Source organism: Rhizobium zaerense, assembly GCF_051810725.1.
In the GTDB taxonomy this organism is placed as follows: Bacteria; Pseudomonadota; Alphaproteobacteria; order Rhizobiales; family Rhizobiaceae; genus Rhizobium; species Rhizobium leguminosarum_I.
In genome coordinates this window covers 3,508,838-3,531,367 of sequence record NZ_CM132690.1, presented here as the reverse complement: position 1 = coordinate 3,531,367, position 22,530 = coordinate 3,508,838, and the positions used below count along the sequence as shown (strand labels likewise).

At 60.9% G+C, this 22,530-nt stretch carries 16 protein-coding genes and 2 pseudogenes; 17 read left to right on the top strand and 1 reads right to left on the bottom strand.

The annotated features are described in order from the left end of the window. The first annotated feature begins 1 nt into the window (after window position 1). From ACS4RR_RS17220 to ACS4RR_RS17145, 16 genes and pseudogenes are all read left to right on the top strand, one after another. Window positions 2–668, top strand: a pseudogene (locus ACS4RR_RS17220) (helix-hairpin-helix domain-containing protein). A 218-nt stretch (window positions 669–886) separates the two neighbouring features. After that, window positions 887–2,968 carry an NADH-quinone oxidoreductase subunit NuoG gene (gene nuoG / locus ACS4RR_RS17215; protein ID WP_260110623.1) on the top strand — a complete coding sequence of 694 codons (2,082 nt, stop codon included), beginning with the start codon at window positions 887–889 and terminating at the stop codon, window positions 2,966–2,968. Between the two features lie 12 nt (window positions 2,969–2,980). Beyond that, window positions 2,981–4,024: an NADH-quinone oxidoreductase subunit NuoH gene (gene nuoH, locus ACS4RR_RS17210; protein ID WP_260110624.1), complete on the top strand. Its 1,044-nt coding sequence runs from the start codon at window positions 2,981–2,983 to the stop codon at window positions 4,022–4,024. A gap of 40 nt (window positions 4,025–4,064) precedes the next feature. Continuing rightward, on the top strand, window positions 4,065–4,556 hold the full coding sequence (gene nuoI / locus ACS4RR_RS17205) for an NADH-quinone oxidoreductase subunit NuoI (protein WP_017963855.1): 492 nt from the start codon (window positions 4,065–4,067) through the stop codon (window positions 4,554–4,556). 144 nt (window positions 4,557–4,700) lie between these two features. Next, window positions 4,701–5,315, top strand: coding sequence for an NADH-quinone oxidoreductase subunit J (locus tag ACS4RR_RS17200; RefSeq protein WP_017963856.1), 615 nt, complete (start codon window positions 4,701–4,703; stop codon window positions 5,313–5,315). Between the two features lie 23 nt (window positions 5,316–5,338). Then, window positions 5,339–5,647, top strand: coding sequence for an NADH-quinone oxidoreductase subunit NuoK (nuoK, locus tag ACS4RR_RS17195; protein WP_027685143.1), 309 nt, complete (start codon window positions 5,339–5,341; stop codon window positions 5,645–5,647). Window positions 5,648–5,654: 7 nt separating this feature from the next. After that, window positions 5,655–7,655: an NADH-quinone oxidoreductase subunit L gene (gene nuoL, locus ACS4RR_RS17190; protein WP_260110625.1), complete on the top strand. Its 2,001-nt coding sequence runs from the start codon at window positions 5,655–5,657 to the stop codon at window positions 7,653–7,655. Beyond that, on the top strand, window positions 7,655–9,166 hold the full coding sequence (locus ACS4RR_RS17185; protein WP_260110626.1) for an NADH-quinone oxidoreductase subunit M: 1,512 nt from the start codon (window positions 7,655–7,657) through the stop codon (window positions 9,164–9,166). The genes nuoL and ACS4RR_RS17185 overlap by 1 nt, the downstream gene beginning before the upstream one ends. Window positions 9,167–9,184: 18 nt before the next feature. Further along, window positions 9,185–10,630, top strand: coding sequence for an NADH-quinone oxidoreductase subunit NuoN (nuoN, locus tag ACS4RR_RS17180; RefSeq protein WP_260110627.1), 1,446 nt, complete (start codon window positions 9,185–9,187; stop codon window positions 10,628–10,630). Next, window positions 10,630–11,394: a biotin--[acetyl-CoA-carboxylase] ligase gene (locus tag ACS4RR_RS17175; protein WP_260110628.1), complete on the top strand. Its 765-nt coding sequence runs from the start codon at window positions 10,630–10,632 to the stop codon at window positions 11,392–11,394. The genes nuoN and ACS4RR_RS17175 overlap by 1 nt, the downstream gene beginning before the upstream one ends. 17 nt (window positions 11,395–11,411) lie before the next feature. Further along, window positions 11,412–13,082 (top strand): ribonuclease J, encoded by a 1,671-nt coding sequence (locus tag ACS4RR_RS17170; RefSeq protein WP_260110629.1) that lies wholly within the window; start codon window positions 11,412–11,414, stop codon window positions 13,080–13,082. 2 nt (window positions 13,083–13,084) lie between these two features. Further along, window positions 13,085–13,489: a methylmalonyl-CoA epimerase gene (gene mce / locus ACS4RR_RS17165; RefSeq protein ID WP_170278529.1), complete on the top strand. Its 405-nt coding sequence runs from the start codon at window positions 13,085–13,087 to the stop codon at window positions 13,487–13,489. Window positions 13,490–13,622: 133 nt separating this feature from the next. After that, on the top strand, window positions 13,623–13,898 hold the full coding sequence (locus tag ACS4RR_RS17160) for a DUF1467 family protein (protein ID WP_017963864.1): 276 nt from the start codon (window positions 13,623–13,625) through the stop codon (window positions 13,896–13,898). Window positions 13,899–14,489: 591 nt separating this feature from the next. Beyond that, a complete protein-coding gene (proS, locus tag ACS4RR_RS17155) occupies window positions 14,490–15,812 on the top strand; it encodes a proline--tRNA ligase (protein ID WP_260110630.1) in 1,323 nt (440 codons plus the stop codon). A 15-nt stretch (window positions 15,813–15,827) separates the two neighbouring features. Then, on the top strand, window positions 15,828–17,132 hold the full coding sequence (locus ACS4RR_RS17150; RefSeq protein WP_260110631.1) for a lipoprotein-releasing ABC transporter permease subunit: 1,305 nt from the start codon (window positions 15,828–15,830) through the stop codon (window positions 17,130–17,132). A gap of 14 nt (window positions 17,133–17,146) precedes the next feature. After that, window positions 17,147–17,830, top strand: a complete 684-nt coding sequence (locus ACS4RR_RS17145) for an ABC transporter ATP-binding protein (RefSeq protein WP_017963867.1) — start codon at window positions 17,147–17,149, stop codon at window positions 17,828–17,830. Between the two features lie 235 nt (window positions 17,831–18,065). On the opposite strand, the gene ACS4RR_RS17140 is transcribed toward ACS4RR_RS17145, so the two are convergent. Then, window positions 18,066–18,530 (bottom strand): DUF5680 domain-containing protein, encoded by a 465-nt coding sequence (locus ACS4RR_RS17140; protein WP_222384775.1) that lies wholly within the window; start codon window positions 18,528–18,530, stop codon window positions 18,066–18,068. Between the two features lie 500 nt (window positions 18,531–19,030). Here ACS4RR_RS17140 and dnaE point away from each other — a divergent pair. Continuing rightward, window positions 19,031–22,527 (top strand): annotated as a pseudogene (dnaE, locus tag ACS4RR_RS17135) (DNA polymerase III subunit alpha). Window positions 22,528–22,530 lie beyond the last annotated feature (3 nt).

Genomic DNA, 22,530 nt, shown 5'->3' with positions numbered 1-22,530 from the left:
CATGGCGGACAACGCATCCAAGGATGGGAAGAAGGAAGAAGTCGCCGATTTCGCGGCCGGTTTCGGCCGTCTAGCCGCCGAGATGCTGGAAAATGCACGGGCGATGCCGGTGCATCCGCTGATGGCGCAGCCCGCGGCAGCCTTTGCCGCCGCAACGGCGATCGGATTCGGTATCTCGACCCAGATGGCCGGCGCTTTCTTCGGGGCCTGGCACAGCGCCCTGGAAACCACCGGCAAGGTCGCGGCCGCCCTCGATGACACGCCGCCGGACGAGCCGATGCCCGATGTCGATATCCGGCCGGAGAATATTCGCTCGCAGGTCAAGCCTTTCACCAAGCCGCCGGCCGAGAAGAAGGCAAAGCCGACACTGACTGTTGTCAGGTCGATCAGCGCGCCGATCCGTCAGCCAGCCAAAGCCGGCAGTGAAGGCAAAACCGGTTGCGCGGGCAGGAAAGGCAGACGATCTCAAGCTGATCGCCGGCATCGGCCCGAAGCTGGAGCAGGTGCTGAAGGCCAAGGGCATTCGTAGCTTCGCCGAGATTGCCGCCTGGACCGACGAGGAAATCGCCCGGCTCGACGTCGAACTCGGCTTCAACGGCCGCATCGGCCGTGACGACTGGACCGGTCAAGCAAAAGTTCTGGCAGGACGGGGCCGCAGGAAGAAATGAACTGTCCGGCCGTGTCGATCGGCCGGAAAGATGGGCAGGTCGGCGGACGGGCGGGGGCCTCAAGATGCCGGTGCGGGTTCCGGATCTGGAACGCGCGACAGAGAATTTGAGCGACATCAGCTGCCGGCAGGACGAAAGATCCGGCTTGGCAATGAGAGTGCTGCAAAAATAGGTTTGTTTGCCGTCATCAGGCAAACGGGAAACAGGACTGAGCGACGATGGCAAAACTGAAGATTGACGGCAACGAGATCGAAGTTCCGGATCATTACACGCTACTGCAGGCGTGCGAGGATGCCGGCGCTGAGGTTCCGCGCTTCTGCTTCCATGAGCGCCTGTCGGTTGCCGGCAACTGCCGCATGTGCCTTGTCGAGGTGAAGGGCGGCCCGCCGAAGCCGCAGGCTTCCTGCGCCATGAGCGTGCGCGATATCCGCGGCGGCCCGAACGGCGAACTGCCTGAGGTCTTCACCAACACCCCGATGGTCAAGAAGGCCCGCGAAGGTGTGATGGAATTCCTGCTGATCAACCATCCGCTGGATTGCCCGATCTGCGACCAGGGCGGCGAATGCGACCTGCAGGACCAGGCGATGGCCTTCGGCATCGACACCTCGCGCTACCAGGAAGACAAGCGCGCCGTCGAGGACAAGTATATCGGCCCGCTCGTCAAGACGGTGATGAACCGCTGTATCCACTGCACGCGCTGCGTCCGCTTCACCACCGAGGTCGCCGGCATTTCCGAGCTCGGCCTGATCGGCCGCGGCGAGGATGCCGAGATCACCACCTATCTCGAACAGGCGATGACCTCCGAGCTGCAGGGCAATGTCGTCGACCTTTGCCCGGTCGGTGCGCTTACCTCGAAGCCTTTCGCCTTCACCGCGCGCCCGTGGGAGCTGAACAAGACCGAATCGATCGACGTCATGGATGCCGTCGGTTCGGCGATCCGCGTCGACACCCGCGGCCGCGAAGTCATGCGCATCCTGCCGCGCGTCAATGAGGCGATCAATGAGGAGTGGATTTCCGACAAGAGCCGCTTCATCTGGGACGGCCTGAAGACCCAGCGCCTCGACCGGCCCTATGTTCGCCGCGACGGCCGCCTGCAGCCCGCCACTTGGGCCGAAGCCTTCGGCGCTATCAAGGCCGCCGTCGGCGCAACCTCGGGCGACAAGATCGGCGCGATATCAGGCGACCTCGCTTCCGTCGAGGAAATGTATGCGCTCTCCGAACTGGTGAAGTCGCTGGGGTCGGCCAATCTCGACTGTCGCCAGGATGGGGCGGCACTCGATCCTTCGCTCGGCCGTGCAAGCTATCTCTTCAACCCGACCATATCCGGCATCGACCAGGCCGATGCGCTATTGATCATCGGCGCCAATCCGCGCTTCGAGGCGGCCATCCTCAACGCCCGCATCCGCAAGCGCTGGCGCCGCGGCAAGTTCCCGATCGGCGTGATCGGCGAGCGTGCTGAACTGCGCTACAGCTATGATTACCTCGGCGGCGGTCCCGACACGCTGAAGGATCTGGTCGACGGCACCCACGCCTTCGCGGACGTGCTGAAGAACGCCGCCAAGCCGATGATCATCATCGGCCAGGGCGCGCTGTCGCGCACCGATGGCCCCGGCGTTCTCGCCAGTGCTGCCAAGCTCGCCGGCTCGGTCGGCGCGGTCGTCGAAGGCTGGAACGGCTTTGCCGTCCTCCATACTGCTGCCGCGCGTGTCGGCGGCCTCGATCTCGGCTTCGTGCCGGGCGCCAAGGGTGTCGATGCCGCCGAGATGCTGACGGCGATGGACGTGCTCTTCCTGCTCGGCGCCGACGAGCTCGACTTCACCGCCAAGAAGGCCAAGCTCACCATCTATATCGGCTCGCATGGTGATAATGGCGCGCATCATGCCGACGTCATCCTGCCGGCGGCAGCCTATACCGAAAAGTCCGGCACCTGGGTCAATACCGAAGGCCGCGTCCAGATGGGCAACCGCGCAGGTTTTGCGCCGGGTGACGCCCGCGAGGACTGGGCGATCATCCGTGCCCTTTCCGATGTGCTCGGCAAGAAGCTTCCCTTCGATTCGCTCAGCGAATTGCGTGTCCGGCTCTATACCGCTTTCCCGCATTTCGCCGCCATCGACGAGATCGCCGAAACCAATAGCGCCCAAATTGCCGCAGTTGCGAAAAAAGCCGGCAAGATGAACAAATCCGGGTTTGCGTCGCCGGTGAAAGACTTCTATTTGACGAACCCGATAGCGCGTGCCTCGGCTGTCATGGCGGAGTGCTCGGCATTGGCCCGCAACAACTTCAAAGTCGCGGCAGAGTAAGGGCAGGGGACTATGGATTCTTTCTTTTCAAGCTATGTCTTGCCGACGATCATCATGGTCGGCCAGTCGCTGCTGCTTCTCGTCTGCCTGCTCGTCTTCATCGCCTATGTGCTCCTCGCCGACCGCAAGATCTGGGCGGCCGTTCAGCTGCGCCGCGGCCCGAACGTCGTCGGTCCCTTCGGCCTGTTCCAGTCCTTCGCCGACCTTTTGAAGTTCGTCTTCAAGGAGCCGATCATTCCGGCCGGCGCCAACAAGGCGGTCTTCCTGCTTGCTCCGCTGGTGACGGTGCTTCTGGCACTGTCCACCTGGGCGGTGGTGCCGCTGGCCGATGGATGGGTAATCGCCAACATCAATGTCGGCATCCTCTATATTTTCGCGATCTCTTCGCTTGAGGTTTACGGCATCATCATGGGCGGCTGGGCTTCGAACTCGAAGTATCCGTTCCTCGGCGCGCTGCGCTCGGCGGCACAGATGGTGTCCTATGAAGTCTCGATCGGCTTCGTCATCGTCACCGTGCTTCTCTGCGTCGGCTCGCTGAACCTGACCGATATCGTCAATGCGCAGCATACCGGCCTCGGCACCATGCTCGGCCTGCCGGCGTCGTTCCTCGACTGGCACTGGCTGTCGCTCTTCCCGATGTTCATCATCTTCTTCATCTCGGCACTTGCCGAGACAAACCGCCCGCCCTTCGACCTTCCGGAAGCCGAATCGGAACTCGTCGCCGGCTTCATGGTCGAATACGGCTCGTCGCCATACATGATGTTCATGCTCGGCGAATATGCGGCCGTCTGCCTGATGTGTGCGCTGACGACGATCCTCTTCCTCGGCGGCTGGCTGCCCCCGGTTGATATCTGGATCCTCAACTGGGTCCCAGGCATCATCTGGTTCACGCTGAAGGCTTGCCTGGTGTTCTTCATGTTCGCGATGGTCAAGGCCTTCGTTCCACGCTACCGCTACGACCAGCTCATGCGCCTCGGCTGGAAGGTCTTCCTGCCGCTGTCGCTCGGCATGGTCGTCATCGTTGCATTCGTGCTGAAACTGATGGGTTGGGCATGATGGTGCCCGCTCTCGTTTCCGGCAAAATTGGAGGTTGAAGATGGCAAGCATGTCCGGCTCCATCAGCTCGCTGTTTCTCAAGGAATTCGTCGGCGCGTTCTTTCTGTCGATGCGCTATTTCTTCCGCCAGAAGGCGACGATCAACTATCCCTTCGAAAAGGGTCCAGTTTCCCCGCGTTTCCGCGGCGAGCATGCGCTGCGCCGTTATCCGAACGGCGAGGAACGCTGCATCGCCTGCAAGCTTTGCGAGGCGATCTGTCCTGCCCAGGCAATCACCATCGAGGCGGGGCCGCGCCGCAATGACGGTACGCGCCGCACGGTCCGTTATGACATCGACATGGTGAAGTGCATCTATTGCGGCTTCTGCCAGGAAGCCTGCCCGGTCGATGCGATTGTCGAAGGCCCGAATTTCGAATTTGCGACGGAAACCCGCGAAGAGCTCTATTTCGACAAGGCGCGGCTTCTGGACAACGGAGACCGGTGGGAGCGCGAAATCGCCCGCAACATCGCGATCGACTCGCCGTATCGCTGATTGAGATTTTGAAATGCCGCGATGGAGCTTAAGTGCTCCTGTCGTGGTCAACATGCACAGGAGCTTTGCCGGTTAGCACCAGCGAAAGCTCCATCGGGCAGGGAAACTCCCGGCTGCCCGGGGGAAGATGAAAAAGGCACCAACATGGGTCTGCAGGCTCTATTTTTCTATCTTTTCGCCTTTGTCGCGGTGGCGTCGGCGTTCATGGTCATCTGGGCGAAGAACCCGGTTCACTCGGTTCTCTTCCTGATCCTGGTGTTCTTCAACGCGGCCGGCCTCTTCCTGCTGGCCGGTGCCGAATTCCTGGCGATGATCCTGCTCGTCGTCTATGTCGGCGCCGTCGCCGTTCTCTTCCTCTTCGTGGTGATGATGCTGGATATCGACTTCACCGAACTGAGGGCCGGCGTTCTCGAATATGCGCCGATCGGCGGGCTGATTGGGGTGATCCTGGCGGCCGAACTGATCGTCGTCATCGGCGGCAGCGTCATCTCGCCTGAAATCGCCAAATCAGTCGCCATGCCGATTCCGGCGTTGAGCGAGCGCACCAATACCGCCGCCCTCGGTGACGTGCTCTACACCAACTACATCTATTTCTTCCAGATCGCCGGTCTGGTGCTCCTGGTCGCGATGATCGGCGCGATCGTGCTGACGTTGAGACACCGCACCAACATCAAGCGGCAGAATATTCCGAGGCAAGTTGCCCGCACGCCCGCCACCGCCGTCGAGGTGGTTTCGGTCAAGCCCGGGCAGGGCGTCTAAAGGCAGGTCAAGGAACAAAGAACATGGTCATCGGACTTTCCCACTACCTGACGGTCAGCGCCATCCTCTTCACGCTCGGCGTCTTCGGCATCTTCCTGAACCGGAAGAACGTTATCGTCATCCTGATGTCGATCGAACTGATCCTGCTTGCCGTCAACATCAACATGGTCGCCTTCTCCCACTTCCTGAACGACATCGTCGGCCAGGTCTTCGCGCTGTTCATCCTGACAGTGGCGGCTGCCGAAGCGGCGATCGGTCTTGCAATTCTCGTTGTCTTCTACCGCAACCGCGGCTCGATCGCGGTCGAAGACGTCAATATGATGAAGGGCTGAGTGGCTCATGTTCCTCTATAAGGCTATCGTCTTTCTTCCCTTGATCGGTGCGATCGTCGCCGGCCTGTTCGGCCGCGCGATCGGCGCCAAGGCTTCGGAATATGTCACCAGCGGCCTTATGATCATCGCCGCCATCTTGTCCTGGGTCGTCTTCTTCACCGTCGGCATGGGTCATGCCGAAGGCGGCCCGATCAAGGTCGAGGTGCTGCGCTGGATCCAGTCCGGCGGCATCGACGTTTCCTGGTCGCTGCGTGTTGATACGCTGACGTCGGTGATGTTGATCGTCGTCAACACGGTCTCGACTTTGGTGCATGTCTATTCGATCGGCTACATGCATACCGATCCGCATCGCCCGCGCTTCTTCGCCTATCTCTCGCTCTTCACCTTCGCCATGCTGATGCTGGTGACTGCTGATAACCTTGCCCAGATGTTCTGCGGCTGGGAAGGCGTCGGTCTCGCCTCCTATCTGCTGATCGGCTTCTGGTTCAAGAAGCCGTCGGCGACGGCTGCGGCGATGAAGGCCTTCATCGTCAACCGCGTCGGCGACTTCGGCTTCGTGCTCGGCATTGCCGGCGTCTTCGCGCTGTTCGGCTCGATCAACCTCGACACGATCTTTGCCAATGCCTCGAACTTCGCCCCGCATGAGGGCGGCGGCGAAGCGGGCGAGGTGATCCTCAATCTCTTCGGCATGCAACTCGACAAGGCGCATGCACTGACCGGTATCTGCCTGCTGCTCTTCATGGGCGCGATGGGCAAGTCGGCGCAGTTCCTGCTGCACACGTGGCTGCCGGACGCCATGGAAGGCCCGACTCCGGTCTCGGCCCTTATCCATGCCGCCACCATGGTCACCGCCGGCGTCTTTCTCGTCGCCCGCATGTCGCCGCTTTTCGAACTGTCGCCGGATGCGCTGGTTGTCGTCACCGTCATCGGCGCCATCACCGCCTTCTTTGCGGCAACCGTCGCTCTCGTGCAGAACGACATCAAGCGTGTCATCGCCTATTCCACCTGCTCGCAGCTCGGCTATATGTTCGTGGCACTGGGAGCCGGAGCCTATGGCGCAGCGATCTTCCATCTCTTCACGCACGCCTTCTTCAAGGCGCTACTCTTCCTCTGCGCCGGTTCGGTTATCCATGCCGTCGATGGCGAGCAAGACATGCGCTACATGGGCGGCCTGTGGCCGCATATTAAAGTTACCGCCGTGCTGATGATCATCGGCACGCTGGCAATCACCGGTTTTGGCATTCCCTTCACGCCGATCGGTTTTGCCGGATTCTTCTCCAAGGACGTGATCATCGAGGCGACCTATGCATCGCATTCGCCGGTCGCGGGCTTCGCCTTCGCGTTGCTGGTCATCGCGGCTCTCTTTACGAGCTTCTATTCCTGGCGCCTGATTTTCATGACCTTCTTCGGCAAGCCGCGCGCCTCGCACGAGGTGATGCACCACGTCCACGAGTCGCCGCAGGTCATGCTGGTGCCGCTCTATCTTCTGGCGATCGGCGCGGTAGTTGCCGGCGTGATCTTCGAAGGCCGGTTCTACGGCGAGGAATATGCCGAGTTCTGGAAGGGGGCGCTCTTCACAGGCGCAGAGAACGAACTCGTCGAAGAGTTCCACCATGTTCCGGCGCTCGTCGGCTTGAGCCCCTTCATCGCCATGGTTCTCGGCTTCGTCACCGCCTGGTACATGTATATCCGCTCGCCGCAGACGCCGCGCATCCTCGCGCAGCAGCACCGCGTGCTCTACCAGTTCCTGTTGAACAAGTGGTATTTCGACGAACTCTATGATTTCCTCTTCGTCCGCTCCGCCAAGGCGCTCGGTCGCTTCCTGTGGAAGAAGGGGGATGTCGGCGTCATCGACACCTACGGCCCGAACGGCGTCGCCGCTCGCGTTGTCGCCGTCACCGATCGCGTGGTTCGCCTGCAGACCGGTTACCTCTATCACTACGCCTTCGCCATGCTGATCGGCATTGCGGCGCTCGTTACCTGGATGATGCTCGGGAGTTCCTTCTGATGACCGATTGGCCTATTCTTTCAACGGTCACCTTCCTGCCGCTGGTCGGCGTGGTGCTCCTGCTATTGATGAACGGCGAGAGCGAAAGCGGTCGCAAGAACGTGCTGTGGATCTCGCTGATCACCACCGTCTTCACCTTCGTCGTTTCGCTCTTCGTCTGGACCAGGTTCGACAATGCCAATCCAGGCTTCCAGATGCTCGAGAAGCATGACTGGCTCGGCACCGGCATCGGCTACCACCTCGGCGTCGACGGCATCTCGATGCTGTTCGTCATCCTCTCGACCTTCCTCATGCCCTTCTGCGTGCTGGCGAGCTGGCTCTCGATCGAGAAGCGCCTGAAGGAATACATGATCGCCTTCCTCATCCTCGAAACGATGATGGTCGGCGTCTTCGTCTCGCTCGATATCGTGCTGTTCTACGTCTTCTTCGAGGCGGGCCTCATTCCGATGTTCCTGATCATCGGCGTCTGGGGCGGCAAGGACCGCGTCTATGCGAGCTACAAGTTCTTTCTCTATACGCTGCTCGGCTCGGTGCTGATGCTGCTCGCCATCATGGCGATGTACTGGCAGGCTGGCACGACCGATATCGCCGCGCTGCTCGACCACAAGTTCCCACCGGCGCTGCAGACCTGGTTATGGCTTGCCTTCTTCGCCTCCTTTGCGGTGAAGATGCCGATGTGGCCGGTCCATACCTGGCTTCCTGATGCCCACGTTCAGGCGCCGACGGCAGGCTCGGTGATCCTGGCCGGCGTGCTGCTGAAGCTCGGCGGCTACGGTCTCATCCGCTTCTCGCTCGGCATGTTCCCGGTCGCGTCCGATTATTTCGCGCCGCTCGTCTTCGCCATGTCCGTCATCGCCATCATCTACACCTCCCTGGTGGCGATGATGCAGGACGATATCAAAAAGCTGATCGCCTATTCCTCCGTGGCCCACATGGGCTACGTCACCATGGGCATCTTTGCCGCCAACATGCAGGGTGTTCAGGGGTCGATCTTCCAGATGCTGTCGCACGGCATCGTCTCCGGCGCGCTCTTCCTCTGCGTCGGCGTGGTCTACGACCGTACCCACACCCGCGAGATCAACGCCTATGGCGGCCTCGTCAACAATATGCCGAAATATGCCGTGGCGATGATGGTCTTCACCATGGCCAATGTCGGGCTTCCCGGCACGTCGGGGTTCATCGGCGAATTCCTGACGCTGATCGGCGTCTTCCGCGTCAACACCTGGGTAGCGCTCTTTGCCGCCACCGGCGTCATCCTCTCAGCCGCCTACGCGCTCTGGCTTTATCGCCGGGTGATCTTCGGCGCGCTGGAGAAGGAAAAGCTGAAGGCGCTGCTCGACCTTTCCAGGCGCGAACAGCTGATCCTCTACCCACTGGTCGCGCTGACCATCTTCTTCGGCGTTTATCCGGCTCCGGTCTTCGATGCGACGGCCGCCTCGGTGGATCTGCTGGTCAACAATTACACGGCCGCCGTGCACGCAGCGCAGAATGTTGCGCTGTCTATGAAATGATGACGGGACTTATTGGACATGACCGCTGAAACAATTCTCCTCAGTCTGCATCTTTCCGCGCCGGAGCTCATCCTCGCGGTCGGCGCCCTTGTCCTGTTGATGGTCGGCGTCTTCTCCGGCGAGCGGTCGGGCCTTGTCGTCACCGGCTTGGCGATCGTCCTGCTCCTGGCATCCGGCCTGTGGCTGCTCTTCGTGCCGGCAGAAGGCCTTGCCTATGGCGGCGTCTACATGGCCGACGGCTTCTCGCGCTTCATGAAGCTGGTGGCGTTGATCGGTTCGCTGGTCGCCATATTCATGTCGATCGGCCACGCCCGTGAAAATCAGCTCGACAAGTTCGAGTTCCCGGTTCTCCTGGTGCTTGCGACCCTTGGCATCCTGCTGATGATCTCGGCCAACGACCTGATCTCGCTCTATCTCGCGCTGGAACTGCAGTCGCTGGCGCTCTATGTCGTCGCAGCGATCAACCGTGACAGCCTGAAGTCGACCGAAGCCGGCCTGAAATATTTCGTCCTCGGCGCGCTTTCCTCCGGCATGCTGCTCTACGGCATGTCGCTGGTCTACGGCTTCACCGGCCATACCCACTTCTCCGAGATCGCCCAGGCGCTGTCCGTCGAGGGCGCGCGTTCGCTCGGCCTGATCTTCGGCCTGGTCTTCATCCTCGCCGGCATCGCCTTCAAGATCTCCGCCGTTCCCTTCCATATGTGGACGCCGGATGTTTATGAAGGCGCACCGACACCGGTCACCGCCTTCCTGGCCGCCGCACCCAAGGTCGCCGCCATGGCGATGATGACCCGCATCGTCATCACCGCCTTCCAGCCGGTTCTGGCGGACTGGCAGCAGGTCGTCGTCTTCATCTCGATCGCCTCAATGCTGCTCGGCTCGTTTGCCGCGATCGGCCAGAAGAACATCAAGCGACTGATGGCCTATTCCTCGATCGGCCACATGGGTTATGCCCTGGTCGGCCTCGCCGCCGGCAACCAGACCGGCGTCACCGGCGTGATGCTTTATATGGTCATCTATATGGTCATGACGCTCGGCAGCTTTGCGATCATCATGTCGATGCGCCGCAAGGACGGCACCATCGTCGAAAATGTCGATGATCTCGCCGGCCTCTCCACAACGAACCCGTTTATGGCCGTGGTGCTGACGGCGCTGATGTTCTCGCTTGCCGGCATCCCGCCGCTCGCCGGCTTCTTCGCGAAGTACTTCGTCTTCGTCGCCGCCATTGAAGCCAAGCTCTATGCGCTCGCCATCATTGGCGTTCTCGCCTCGGTCGTTGGCGCTTACTATTATCTGCGTGTCATCAAGCTGATGTGGTTCGATGAGGCCACCGGCGAATTCGCCCGTGTCTCCGGAGCGCTGCGTTTGGTCTTCGGCCTCTCCGGTCTCTTCGTCACCGCCTATGTCCTCATCGGCGGCCCGATCGGCGGCGCGGCAGAGCTTGCCGCCGCGACGCTCTTTTGATGGCTGCCGACGGACGGCGCCGGATATCGCTCGGCGATTTCAGGCACGAGGCTCTGTCGGAAACATCGTCTACCAACAGCGAATGCCTCGCCCGGGCTCGGGCGGGCGATGGCGGCAATCTCTGGGTGACCGCTGAGAGGCAGACGGGCGGCCGCGGCCGCCGCGGCAGGCTCTGGGTTTCCGAGCGCGGCAATCTCTACGCTTCCCTTCTTCTGATCGACCCCGCCCCGATGGAGCGCCTTGGCTCCCTGCCGTTGGCGATCGCCGTTGCCGTGCACCAGGCGATCCGCAGGGTGCTGCCGCTCGGTGCCGAACCGCTCGAGGTCAAATGGCCGAACGATATTCTCATCGGCCGAAAGAAGACCTGCGGCATTCTCGTCGAAGGCGAGGGGCTGCCGGACGGACGTTACGCGCTGATCGTCGGCATCGGCATCAATATCTCTGTGATGCCGGACAATCCGCTCTACCCCGCCACCTGCCTGCGCCAGCAGGGAAGTGCGGCTTCGCCGGAGGAGCTCTTCGCGCATCTCTTCGCCGCCACGGCGGAAGTGCTTGAAATATGGGACCAGGGCCGCGGCATCGGCGAGATCACGGCGCTCTGGCGCGCGATCGCCTGCGGCATCGGCGAAAAGATTACGGTGAATTTGCCGGACCGATCGATTTCCGGACAATTCGCCGGAATTGATGATAATGGCTTGTTGATGCTCGATACCGGCACTGGCAGGATAATGCCCATTGCTGCCGGTGATGTGTTTTTTGGATAGCGGAAAAAACAAAAATTATGGCGAAACAGGACGAACTGGTATTCCTGCCTCTGGGCGGTGTCGGTGAGATTGGCATGAATCTCGCTCTCTATGGCTACGGCCCGCCCGAGCATCGCCAGTGGATCATGGTCGATTGCGGCGTCACTTTTCCGGGGCCGGACCTGCCGGGCGTCGACCTCGTATTGCCCGATATCCGCTTCCTCGCCAGCGAGCGAAAGAACCTCAAGGCGATCATCATCACCCATGCGCATGAAGACCATTATGGTGCGCTCGCCGACCTTTGGCCCGGCCTCAACGTGCCGGTCTATGCCTCTGGTTTTACATCAGGTCTGCTCGAAGCCAAGCGCAATTTCGAGAAGGCCAAGATCGGCGAAGTGCCGGTGACGCCGTTCAAAGCCGGCGATACGATCAATGTCGGCCCCTTCAGCATCGAAGGCGTCGCCGTCAACCATTCGATCCCCGAGCCGATGTCGCTGATGATCCGCACGCCGGTCGGCAATGTCATCCATACCGGTGACTGGAAGATCGACCACGAGCCTTCGCTTGGACCCCTGACCGACGAGACACGTTTCCGCCAGCTCGGCGACGAGGGCGTTCTGGCGCTGATGTGCGATTCCACCAATGCGCTGCGCGACGGCGTCTCGCCCTCCGAAAAGGATGTGTCCGAAAGCCTGCGCAAGATCATCGAGGATGCCGAGGGCAGGGTGGCGATCACCACCTTCTCGTCGAATGTCGGGCGTATCCGCACCGTAGCCGAGGCTGCCGAGGCGGCAGGCCGCGAAGTGCTGCTGCTCGGCAGTTCGCTGAAGCGCGTCGTCGACGTCGCCCAGGATGTCGGCCTGATGGAAGGGGTGAAGCCCTTCATCTCCGAGGAGGAATACGGCTATATCCCGCGTGACAAGGTCGTCGTCATTCTCACCGGCAGCCAGGGCGAGGCGCGGGCAGCTCTTGCCAAGCTCTCCCGCGACGAGATGCGTAATGTGGCCTTTGCGGCGGGCGATATCGTCGTCTTTTCCTCGCGCGCCATTCCCGGCAACGAGAAGGCGATCCAGGACATCAAGAACGGCCTCGTCGAGCAAGGCGTGCACATCATCACGGATACCGAGGCGCTGGTCCACGTTTCCGGCCATCCGCGGCGCAACGAGCTGCAGCGGATGTATGAATGGACGCGGCCGAAGATCGTCGTGCCGGTGCATGGCGAGGCGATACATCTGACGGCCCACAAGGAGCTTGCCGAGCAATCCGGCATCGCGCTGGTGCCGCGGGTGCGCAACGGCGACATCCTGCGGCTGGCGCCCGGTCCGGTCGAGGTGATCGGCGAGGCGCCGCATGGTCGCATCTACAAGGACGGCACGCTGATCGGTGATTTCGACGAGATGGGGATCGGCGAGCGCAAGAAGCTCTCCTATGTCGGCCATGTCGCTGTTAACGTCGTGCTCGACGCCCGCTATGACATCGTCGGCGAACCCGACCTCATTTCGATCGGCCTGCCGACCTACGATGATGAGGGAGAGGATATGGAGGATATGCTCTTCGACGCGGCGGTCAGCGCCATCGAGAGCATTCCGCGCGCCCGCCGCAAGGATATCGACATGCTGCAGGAGGCCGTGCGCCGCGCCATCCGCTCGGCCGCGAACAACACCTGGGGCAAGAAACCCCTTGTCACCGCCTTCGTCACCAAGGTCTGACCATGCTCGGCCGGGTCAACCATATCGCCATCGCCGTGCCCGATCTGGCCGCGGCGACGGCGGCCTATCGCGATACGCTGGGTGCTGCCGTATCGCAGCCGCAGGCTCTGCCGGAGCATGGCGTCACCGTCGTCTTCGTCGAATTGCCGAACACCAAGGTCGAGTTGCTGCAGCCGCTCGGGGCTACCTCGCCGATCGCCGCCTTCCTCGAAAAGAACCCGTCCGGCGGCATGCACCACATCTGCTACGAGGTGGACGATATCCTTCTCGCCCGTGACCGACTGGTCGATGCGGGCGCAAGGGTGCTCGGCGACGGCCGGCCGAAGACCGGCGCGCACGGCAAGCCGGTGCTCTTTCTGCACCCCAAGGATTTCTTCGGCACGCTGATCGAACTCGAACAGGCCTGAGCCCTGCAACGGCAGAAATAGCCCTGCTGCGGCAGAGTGACCCGAAGACGGCTAAACCTTTCGTTCGCTTTGAGTTGGTCGCGATTCCGCCGTATAACGACGCGATATCAGCGCGGCATCAACGGGAACCATAATGCTCCAGATCTTTCTTCAGGGATTTGCCGTCTACTTCGTCATCTGGTGGATGACGCTTTTTGCCGTCCTGCCAATCGGCCTGCGCACCCAGGCGGAAGATGATAATGTCGTGCTCGGCACCGTCCCGAGCGCGCCCACCCGGTTTCGCGCCGCTTTCGTGTTTTCGCTGACGACGCTGATTTCGGCCTTGGTCTATGGCCTCTGGTACGTCTGCGACACCTATTTCGGCTGGGGCTTCGACGCCCTGCCGCAGCTCGGTCCTAGCTTCTATTGAATCGTAGCTTTTGCTCAAACTTTGAGCAGATGCAAGCTTATTGAAGGCGAGTTTCGTCATACCAGCGTCACGCTGTTGCGGCAAAGAGCTCGCCTAACGGAATGACGGCTATTCCCTTACGGAAGTCGGTCGGGTTTTTGGATGGGATGGATGACGAAAAGCCAAAAAAAAACAAGGCTAAAAGCCTTGTTTTAAGTATCGCGTGATCTGTAACCGTTGCCGGGGCTGCGACGAGCGCGCCTAAGATCTGATCCTCCCAAGACTTGACCGCGAATTCGACAAGAATTTAACTTCCTGCCTGTTTTGTGAGCTAAAACTAGCTCAAACATTGGGCTTTGTCATCAGCTTTTTTTGCATTTTTGCTACACTCTAGTAAAATTTTTCTGTTGACAAGATTTTCGTTCAAGTCCTTATAAACACGCGCTTTTTCATGCCCTTTTATTTTGCGGGTGCGAACATGCGCTTCCGGGAGGTTGCCGCCATCCGTTGCGGGTTTCCTTCCTGCCGCGAAGCGGCTATGAACGCTCCCGACATTAACAATGGTCTTTCGATTCCGCCTGCTGCGGGATCTCAACTGCTCCGGAATCCGCCATGCGTCTGTCCCGTTATTTCATGCCCATCCTTAAGGAAAACCCCAAGGAGGCGGAAATCGTCTCCCACCGGCTGATGCTGCGTGCCGGCATGATCCGCCAGCAATCGCAGGGCATTTATTCATGGCTGCCGCTGGGCAAGCGCGTGCTCGACAAGGTCAACGCCATTATCCGCGACGAGCAGAACCGCGCCGGCGCCATTGAGCTGTCGATGCCGACACTGCAATCGGCCGAACTCTGGCAGGAAAGCGGCCGCTACGACGCCTACGGCAAGGAGATGCTGCGCATCAAGGACCGTCAGGATCGGCCGATGCTCTACGGCCCAACCAACGAAGAGATGGTGACGGATATTTTCCGCTCCTCCGTCAAGTCCTACAAGGACCTGCCGCTTAATCTCTATCATATTCAGCTGAAGTTCCGTGACGAGATCCGTCCGCGCTTCGGTACCATGCGATCGCGTGAATTCATGATGAAGGATGCCTATTCCTTCGATCTGACGCGCGAAGCGGCGGAGCATTCCTATAACAAGATGTTCGCCGCCTATCTCAGAACCTTCGACCGGCTCGGCCTGCGCGCTATCCCGATGCGCGCCGATACCGGCCCGATCGGCGGCAAGCTCAGCCATGAATTCATCATCCTCGCCGACACCGGCGAATCCGAAGTCTTCTGCCACAAGGATTTCGTCGATTTCGATATTCCCGGTGCACACACCGATTTCGATAGCGTCGAGGGCCTGCAGGCGATCTTCGACAAATGGACCTCGCTCTATGCCGCGACCTCGGAAATGCACGACGAGGCGGTCTTCAACGCCGTTCCCGAAGGCAACCGCCTGTCGGCACGCGGCATCGAGGTCGGCCACATCTTCTATTTCGGCACGAAATATTCCGAGCCGATGGGCGCGAAAGTGCAGGGACCTGACGGCAAGGAACACTTCGTTCATATGGGTTCCTACGGTATCGGCCCGACACGCCTTGTTCCCGCCATCATCGAAGCATCGCATGATGATAACGGAATCATCTGGCCGGCATCCGTCGCGCCCTTCGATATCGTTGTGATCAACATGAAGGCGGGCGATCAGGCCTGTGACGATACCTGCGAGCTGATCTATGCCGCGCTGAGCAAGGCCGGCAAGGATGTGCTCTATGACGATACCGACGATCGGGCCGGCACGAAATTCGCGACCGCCGACCTGATCGGTATACCCGTCCAGATCATCGCCGGCCCGCGCGCGGTCGCAAACGGCGAAGTGGAAGTGAAGGACCGCAAGACCGGCGCCCGCGAAACGATGACCATCGAAGCGGCGATCAATCGGTTCGTGGCTTAAGGAAACGGAGGCGAAATGGCAGAGGCAGCAGTGGACCGGAGTTCAAAATCCGGCTTGGGTCCGGCTGGCAAGCCATTTTCCACCTTCGAACGACTCGTGGCGTGGCGTTATCTGCGCGCCCGCCGCAAGGAGGCCTTCATCTCGGTGATCGCCGGCTTCTCCTTCGTCGGCATCATGCTGGGCGTTGCGACACTGATCATCGTCATGGCCGTCATGAACGGCTTCCGAACCGAGCTCGTATCGCGCATCCTCGGCATTAATGGCCACATGATCGTCCAGCCGGTCGACGGCCCCTTCACCGATTATCCCGCTCTCAGCGGCAAGCTCGCCGCCGTGCCCGGCGTCAAGATGGCGCTGCCCCTGGTGGAAGGCCAGGTGCTCGCCTCCTCCCAGGCCGGCGGCAGCACCGGCGCTCTGGTGCGCGGCGCCCGCGCCGAGGACCTGACCAAGCTCAAGACGATCTCCGACAACATCAAATCCGGCGACATGGTGGGGTATGCCTCCGGCGACGGCGTCCTGATCGGCACCCGCATGGCCGACCAACTCGGTCTGCGCGTCGGCGACCTCATTACGCTGACGTCGCCAGATGGTGACATTACGCCGATGGGCGTCAGCCCGCGCATCAAGTCCTACAAGATTTCCGGCCTTTTCGAGATCGGCATGTCGGAATATGATTCCTCGATCATCTTCATGCCGCTCGAGGAAGCGCAGCTCTATTTCAATGCCGAGGGACTGGTGCAGTCGATCGAGCTCTTCGTCGACCACCCCGACGATATCGACAATCTGAAGCCCAAGGTGGAGGAGGCGGCCGGCCGCCAGATTGCCATCACCGACTGGCGCCAGCGCAACCAGACCTTTTTCTCGGCGCTGCAGGTCGAGCGCAACGTCATGTTCATGATCCTGACACTGATCGTGCTTGTCGCGGCGCTGAATATCATCTCCGGTCTCATCATGCTGGTGAAGGACAAGGGCAGCGATATTGCCATCCTGCGCACCATGGGTGCCAGCGCCGGCGCGATCATGCGCATCTTCTTCATGACCGGAGCGGCCATCGGCATCGTCGGCACCATTGCCGGTGTGCTGCTCGGTGTTCTCGTCTGCGTCAACATCGAATCCGTCCGCCAGTTCTTCTCCTGGATTTCGGGCACCGTGCTCTTCAGTCCGCAGGTCTATTTCCTCAGCCAACTGCCGGCCGAGATGGATCTCAGCGAAACGATCTCGATCGTCGTCATGGCGCTGACGCTCTCCTTCATCGCGACCATCTTCCCGGCCTGGCGAGCCTCCAGGCTCGATCCGGTGCAGGCCCTGCGCTACGAATAAGGAATGCCGCCTTCATGAAACGCAACGTCGTTCTCAAGCTTACCGGCGTCGAGCGCCATTATGGGCAGGGCGGTACGCTGCTCTCGATCCTCAAGGGCGCGGACTTTTCGATATCGAAGGGGGAGATTGTCGCTCTCGTCGCCCCTTCCGGTACCGGCAAGTCGACACTGCTGCATGTCGCCGGCCTGTTGGAGCATCCGGACGGCGGTGAAGTCAACATCAACGGCCATGCCTGTGACGGCTTGAGCGATGAGAAACGCACCGCAATCCGCCGCAGCGAAATCGGCTTCGTCTACCAGTTCCACCACTTGCTGCCGGAATTCTCGGCGCTCGAAAATATCATGATGCCGCAGCTGATCGCCGGGCTGTCTTGGAAGGAGGCCGGAGAGCGGGCCGGCCAGCTTCTCGATTATATGCGCATCGGCCATCGCGGCTCGCATCGCCCGGGCGAGCTTTCCGGCGGCGAGCAGCAGCGGGTTGCGATTGCCCGCGCCGTCGCCAATGCGCCGACCCTGCTTCTTGCCGACGAGCCGACCGGCAATCTCGACCCTGAGACGGCAAGCTATGTCTTCGACGCGCTGGAAGCGCTGGTGCGCCAGTCCGGCCTTGCGGCTCTTATCGCCACCCATAATCACGAGCTCGCCCGCCGCATGGATCGGCGCGTGACGATCTCCGACGGCAAGATCGTCGATTTCTGAGACTGCGGCTCACGGCTGTCCGGTTTGCGCCGATGGCTGCCCCTCACCCTCTCCCCGTAAAAAACGGGGCGAGGGGACGTGCCAAACGCAGCGTCGAGGGTAGGGAAAGCCGTTGCGGCATGTCCCTTCGCCCCGCGAGCGGGGAGAAGGTGGCGGCAGCCGGATGAGGGGCTGATCTCGTCGACCTCCTGGCCGGACAATATGCACTTTTGACAGAACAGCAGTGGGCAGCCGATCAAGGGATGATCAGTCCGCCGCGATAGTCGAGCATATAGGGCTTCTGGCCGTAGACCATGATGCATTCGTGCCCGGCGAACCGCGCGCAGTCGCCTTCGCTGCGATCGATATAGCGGCCGAACGGATGGTCGAATTCCATTCCGCCGAGAAACCGGCCCTCTCGATACATCGCCGAAAGGGCCGCCTTGATCACCGTTCCGGCTGCTGCGCCGTTGATGAGATCAGGCGCAATGACGCAGCCGAAATAATTCATCGCCCAGACGGGCTCGTCGGCAAACCATACCACTTCCTGTCCGGCGAAATCGGTGCCGCCGAAATAGCTGTCGAGATAGCGCCAGTTGCCGCGTTCGTAACCGATGTCGTGGGAGCTTGGCCGGCAGGGCGGGCGCGCCACGCCGCCGCCGACATAGGTTGCAGCCTTCGCCTCCACCACGAATGCGTTCAGCATCGCAATATCCAACATGCCATTCTCCTCTCCGCTAGATGCTGGCAAATACGCTGCGAAGTGTAAAGAACAAAAAGGGAACGATGGCCGGAATTAGACGGACGGCCGAGGAGGCTGGCCGTCTAGGCGCCGTGAGGATCCGGGACGGGCCGAGAAGGGGAAACCTGCTAGCCGTCACATTGGGCGCTGGCTCGCAGCGATTCACAGGTGCACATCCCGGCATTTTTCCAACACAAGAAAGAAGGAAAAGATTCCTGTTGACAACAGAACATACATAGAACAAACTGAAAACATAACGAGTAAAGGAGAGCCCGGTGACTGACATGATCCGTGATATCGCAGCATTCACCTCCATCGCAATGTTCGTTGCCAGCTTCTCGCTCATCGTCATGGCGTTCTAAAGTTTTCAGGGGATCGCATGGCAATCATGCGGTCCGGACGCGGGACTTCTTCTGGACATCATCGCCCTTTATGCCGACAATGCGTCCGATTCATTCGGGTGATTGGGAAGGCATGTCATGGCGGATACGGCAAAGGGTTCAACGGGTGAGGCGGCCGGCGGACGCCGGGCTTCATCCACCTGAGGGTCCATTCCGCCTATTCGCTTCTCGAGGGCGCTCTGCCGCTGAAGAAGATCCTCTACAAGGCGACCGGCGACAGCCAGCCGGCGATTGCGATTACCGACACCAACAATCTGTTCGTCGCCCTCGAATTCTCCCAGAAGGCGATGGAGGACGGCCTGCAGCCGATCATCGGCTGCCAGGTCTCGATCGACATGGAAGACGGGCTGGAAACCGAAAAGCGCGGCGGTCAGCAGGCTCTGGTCAAGCTGCCGGCGATCGTTCTTCTCGCTGCGACGGATGCCGGTTACGAACGGCTGGTCGATCTCGTCAGCCGGGCCTATCTCGGCGGCGAGAGCAACCAGGCTGTTCATATCAGCACCTCCTGGCTGGAGGAGGCAGGCACGGAAGGGCTGATCGCATTGAGCGGCGCCCTGACCGGGCCAGTCGACGTGGCGATCAAGGAGGGCCATCCCGCTCAGGCGGAAGCCCGGCTGCTCACGCTGAAGCGTCTCTTCGGCGACCGGCTCTATGTCGAACTGCAGCGGCACGGCACTTACGACAAGCGGCACGAGCAGAAGATTATCGGGCTCGCCTATGCTCACGACCTGCCGCTGGTTGCGACCAACGAGGCGTTCTTCCCGACGCGCGACGATTACGACGCCCATGATGCGCTGATGGCGGTCGCGCACAACGCCATCGTCTCCGACGACAGCCGCTTTCGCCTGACGCCGGATCACTATCTGAAGAGCCGGGCCGAAATGGCCAAGCTCTTCGCCGACCTGCCGGAAGCGCTTGAAAATACCATCGAGATCGCCAGGCGCTGCTCCTTCGTGCTGAAGACGCGAAAGCCGATCCTGCCGCGCTTCACCGGTGCGACCAACGATGCCGAGGAGGCCGAACGCGCCGAGGCGAGCGAGCTGCGCCGCCAAGCGGTCGAAGGGCTGGACATGCGGCTTGCGACGCTCGGCATGTCGCCGGGTTACGAGGAAAAGGATTATCGCGAACGGCTGGATTTCGAACTCAGCGTCATCGAGCGCATGCGTTTTCCCGGCTACTTCCTGATCGTTGCCGACTTCATCAAATGGGCCAAGCAGCATGACATTCCGGTCGGCCCCGGCCGTGGTTCGGGCGCCGGTTCGCTGGTCGCCTATGCCTTGACGATCACCGACGTCGATCCCTTGCGTTTTTCGCTGCTCTTCGAGCGCTTCCTCAATCCGGAACGCGTCTCGATGCCGGACTTCGACATCGACTTCTGCCAGGACCGCCGCGAAGAGGTGATCCGCTACGTCCAGGCCAAATATGGCCGTGAGCAGGTGGCGCAGATCATCACCTTCGGTTCGCTGCAGGCACGTGCCGCCCTTCGCGACGTCGGCCGCGTGCTTGAGATGCCCTACGGCCAGGTCGACAAGATCTGCAAACTCGTGCCGAACAACCCCGCCAATCCGACGCCGCTGTCCAAAGCGATCGAGGAGGAGCCGAAGCTGCAGGAGGAGGCGGCGAAGGAACCTGTTGTCGCGCGCCTGCTCGACATCGCCCAGAAGATCGAGGGGCTATACCGCCACGCCTCGACCCATGCCGCCGGCATCGTCATCGGCGACCGGCCGCTTTCCAAGCTGGTGCCGATGTATCGCGATCCGCGCTCCGATATGCCGGTTACTCAGTTCAACATGAAATGGGTCGAGCAGGCAGGCTTGGTCAAATTCGACTTCCTCGGCCTGAAGACCCTGACGGTGCTGAAGGTCGCGGTCGATTTCGTCGCCAAGCTCGGCGTCAAGGTCGATCTCGCGGCCATTCCTCTCGACGATAAGAAGACTTACGAGATGCTGTCGCGCGGCGAGACGGTCGGTGTGTTCCAGGTGGAAAGTGCCGGCATGCGCAAGGCGTTGATCGGCATGAAGCCGGACTGCATCGAGGACATCATCGCGCTGGTGGCGCTCTATCGTCCAGGCCCGATGGAGAACATCCCGACCTACAATGCTCGCAAGCACGGCGACGAAGAGCTGGAATCGATCCATCCGATGATCGACCACCTGCTCAAGGAAACGCAAGGGGTCATCGTCTATCAGGAACAGGTGATGCAGATCGCCCAGGTTCTATCAGGCTATTCGCTGGGGGAGGCCGACCTTCTGCGCCGCGCCATGGGTAAGAAGATCAAGGCCGAGATGGACCAGCAACGCGAGCGCTTCGTCGTTGGCGCCGTCAGGAACGGCGTATCGAAGCCGCAGGCCGACAATATCTTCGAACTGCTGGCGAAGTTCGCCAATTACGGCTTCAACAAATCGCATGCCGCCGCTTATGCCATTGTCTCTTACCAGACGGCCTACATGAAGGCGCACTACCCGGTCGAATTCCTGGCCGCTTCGATGACGCTCGACATGTCCAACACGGAAAAGGTCAATGATTTCCGTCAGGATGCTAAGCGCCTCGGCATCGAGGTGATCGCACCCTCGGTGCAGAGCTCCTTCCGTCATTTCGAGACCGGCGACAACCGCATCTACTACGCGCTCGCCGCCCTCAAGGGCGTCGGCGAATCCGCCGTCGACCATATTGTCGAGGTGCGTGGCGACAAGCCCTTTGCGAGCATCGAGGACTTCTGCCTGCGCATCGATCCGCGTCAGGTCAATCGTCGCGTGCTCGAAAGCCTGATCTATGCCGGCGCCTTCGATTGTTTCGACATGGACCGCGCCCAGCTAGCAGCCGGCCTTGATCGCATTCTCGGTTATGCCCAACGCGCCCAGGAGAACAAGCTGAGCGGCCAGTCGGACATCTTCGGCAGTACGTTGACGTCGGGGCCTGAGAAAATCTCACTGCCGCCGTTCTCGCCCTGGCTCCCCTCCGAGCGGCTGCTCAAGGAGTTCCAGGTGCTGGGCTTCTATCTCACAGCCCACCCGCTCGATTCCTACAACAATATCCTGCAGAAGATGCGGGTGCAGACCTTTGCCGAATTTTCCGCCGCCATCAAACAGGGCGCGGCCAATGCGCGCCTTGCCGGTACCGTCATCTCGAAGCAGGAGCGCAAGACCCGCACCGGCAACAAGATGGGCATCATCGTCTTCTCCGATTCTTCGGGCCAGTTCGAAGCGGTGCTGTTTTCGGAAATGCTGAACCAGTATCGCGACGTGCTTGAGTCTGGAAAATCCTTCGTGCTGACTGCGACCGGCGAGGAGCGGCCGGAGGGCATTGGCCTGCGCATCCAGACGATCCAGTCGCTGGAGGAAAAGTCGCTGCAGATGCAGAAGGCGCTACGCGTTTATGTCCGCGATTCCGGACCGCTGGGAATGGTTGCCGGCCATTTGAACGCCAAGGGCGATGGCCTCGTTTCCTTCATCGTCATCAAGGAAGAGGGCAAACGCGAGGTGGAGGTGGCGCTGCCGGAGAAATACCGCATCACGCCGGAGATCGCCGCCGCCCTTCGCGCCGCCCCCGGCGTCGTCGACGTCGAGCTTGTCTGATTA